This is a genomic window from Gloeocapsa sp. DLM2.Bin57 (assembly GCA_007693955.1).
In the GTDB taxonomy this organism is placed as follows: domain Bacteria; phylum Cyanobacteriota; class Cyanobacteriia; order Cyanobacteriales; family Gloeocapsaceae; genus Gloeocapsa.
In genome coordinates this window covers 1-2,968 of record RECR01000120.1, presented here as the reverse complement: position 1 = coordinate 2,968, position 2,968 = coordinate 1, and the positions used below count along the sequence as shown (strand labels likewise).

The following is a 2,968-nucleotide window of genomic DNA, read 5'->3' as shown; positions in this document are numbered from 1 at the left end:
AACAGAGTTAGATACTAATCAATTGCGGGATCTGCTTTTATTAGATCGTGACGGTATTATTGATGAATAGTTCTAAAGTAGAGTTCGGAGACTTAACGAGTTCGGTATTAGGTATTATTAGGGGTTATTCCAAATGCGCGAATGCGCGAAATTAGTTTCGGGAATAAAGCCTAATAAATATTGATAATTATCCATCTGGGGTAAATCATATTTAAGTTATATCTTGCATCTAAAAGCAAAACTTACTGTCCTATTCCCTATTCCTTGTGCGTAGTGCTAGAACTTTTGTGGTTTCAATTTCTACGTTAATTTCTGCTAAATTTTGACCAAGTTGAGTTTGCATAGCTTTAGTTAAAGTTATCATTAAATCTAGTTCAAGACCTTTATTATTAACTAACTTGACTAATTCTTGCAAATTAGCCTTAACTACTTTACGTTCATAAGATGATAATTTCAGACATTGAACTTGGTCTTTATTTTGAATAACCATAGCCTTTTTTAGCCTTTCTTTGAGATGATTTATTTCTGAATCCAATAATTGCCATTGTTCTTCAATTTCTTGATATCTCTGAGCTAATAATTCTAGATTATCATTTAAAGGATCTGGTTCAAGATTAGCCACTAAATCCCTTAACTTATAATAGATTTCTCGTAAATAAATGCAATCCATTTGAGCATATGCTAATTGTTTAGGTGTTAAAGGTCTTCTTCCCCAATCACTTTTTTGCTCTTCTTTATTGAGTTGTTTAAAATTAGTTAGATATTCGGTTAAACTTTTAAGACTACGACTTGAGACTGGTAAAAGATAATAAGGGATTTTTTTAGCTAATTCTAAAGTACAAACTACTTGTTTAGCTTGTGTTTCCCCCAAAAATCTTAAATCATATTGAGCATTATGAAAAACTTTGGTTATGTCAGAATTTTCCATAATATTAGTAATAAAAAAATCTCTTAATTCTGGTTTATTTAAAACATCAAGTAAATAAGTACGACTCCCATCTAAATTATCAGGGTTGGCTAACATCTGAATTAGAGAGAGGCGAGGATTTTTAGTCTGATAGTCAGCTACTTCTGTATCTAACCAAAGAATATCAACCTCAGATAACTCTAGGATAATTTCTTTGATCTCAGTTTCGTCAGTTAGATATAACATTAGTTTTCTCAGGTATAATAATGATTAAGTAAAATTATATTATATTATGAGTAAAACACTTATTAGAAATATTCGGACTTTGGTAACTATGGATGACCAAAGAAGGGAAATAAGCAATGGAGCTATTTTAATCAATAATAATCTAATTGAAAAAGTAGGCACAAGTGCGGAAATTACTGATAACGCCGCTGAGATACTCGATTTAGATAACCGTTATATTGTCCTTCCAGGGTTGATTAATACCCATCATCACTTTTTCCAGGTTTTAACTAGGGTAATTCCTCAAGCGCAAAATGCGACTCTGTTTGATTGGTTAGAAAGTCTTTATCCTCTGTGGTCAAAATTAACTCCGGAAGGATTGTATATTAGTAGTCAAATGGCTGCTGCTGAGTTGATGCTTTCAGGTTGTACCACAGCTTGTGACCATTTATATTTATTTCCTAATGGTTGTCAATTAGATGATCAATTAGCGGCGATAGCAGAAATTGGCTTGAGATTTCACGCTTGTCGGGGAAGTATGAGCGTAGGTAAAAGTCAGGGAGGTTTACCTCCTGATTCTCTAGTGGAAACAGAAGCAGCTATCTTAAAAGATTCTCAACGTTTGATTGAGCAATATCATGATTATTCTCCTCAAGCTATGGTTAGAATTGTCTTAGCACCCTGTTCACCTTTTTCGGTAACTCCAGATTTAATGAGGGAGTCAGCAAGTTTAGCGCGATCTTATCCCGGTGTAAGATTGCATACACATTTAGCCGAGAATCGCTCTGATATTGACTATAGTTTAGCTACTTTTGGGTTGACTCCCGAAGCTTATGCAGAGTCGGTAGGATGGCTTGGGGAAGATGTTTGGCACGCTCATTGTGTACAATTAACCTCAGAAGCGATCGCTTTATTTGCACAGACTCAAACTGGTGTAACTCATTGTCCTTCTAGTAATATGCGTCTAGGCAGTGGAATTGCACCGATTAGAGATATGCTTAATCAGGGAGTACCTGTAAGTTTAGGTGTAGATGGTTCAGCCTCCAATGATACTGGTAATCTTTTTTTAGAGGCTAGAAATGCTTTTCTTTTAGCTAGAGTGCGCGATTGTGATGCGAGTGCGATTACTGCTAGGGAAGTATTAGAAATAGCGACCCTTGGGGGTGCTAGAGTGTTAGGAAGAGATGATCTAGGCTCTATACAACCTGGTATGTCTGCTGATGTAATTGCCATTAACTGCGATCGCCCTGAATTGGCAGGTGTTCATGATGTGATTGCGGGGTCAATTTTTTGTCATATTACCCATATAGATTATAGTTTTATTAATGGTCAGAAAGTTATCGATCGCGGTCAACTAACTACTATTGATTTACCCAAATTAATCACTAAAATCAATAGTTATGCTCAAAGCATGACTACATAATTAACAGTCCGCTCGGCGTAGCCGCGCCTGCGGTTTTTTCAGCAGACCCTAACTAGATAGATATAAATATTTATAAAGTTTATCCTCACCGAGGAAAGAGAAAGGAGTGATAAGCATTCACTTATTGGTTATAAAGAATAGGCAATAGGGTAGAAATCCTTACTTTCGCCGGAATAGACCACAGTATGCCAAAAAATCCTACGAGAGAGGCAATAATTTTATTTTTTGACCAATTAAGATTGGTTAACTGCTCAAAATTCATTTAATAAAATAGAATTATAGATCGAAAAAGGAAAATGATTATGGTACACGGAAATCGGGGTACAGACCGAGAACGTGTTGACCGAGAACGCGTTTCTAGGGAAGACGGTAATAGCTTAAGAAGAGCGGTTAATCTCGGCAGTCTATCTAAT

The 2,968-nt window shown here is 35.7% G+C and carries 2 protein-coding genes; one reads left to right on the top strand and one right to left on the bottom strand.

The window, feature by feature from the left end:
- Positions 1-250 precede the first annotated feature (250 nt).
- The gene (locus EA365_15455; GenBank protein ID TVQ42322.1) at positions 251-1,153 is read right to left on the bottom strand and encodes a 3'-5' exonuclease; all 903 of its coding nucleotides are present in this window, start codon (positions 1,151-1,153) and stop codon (positions 251-253) included.
- A gap of 46 nt (positions 1,154-1,199) precedes the next feature.
- On the opposite strand from EA365_15455, the gene EA365_15450 reads away from it, so the two are divergent.
- Positions 1,200-2,555, top strand: coding sequence for an 8-oxoguanine deaminase (locus tag EA365_15450; protein TVQ42321.1), 1,356 nt, complete (start codon positions 1,200-1,202; stop codon positions 2,553-2,555).
- Positions 2,556-2,968: the final 413 nt, after the last annotated feature.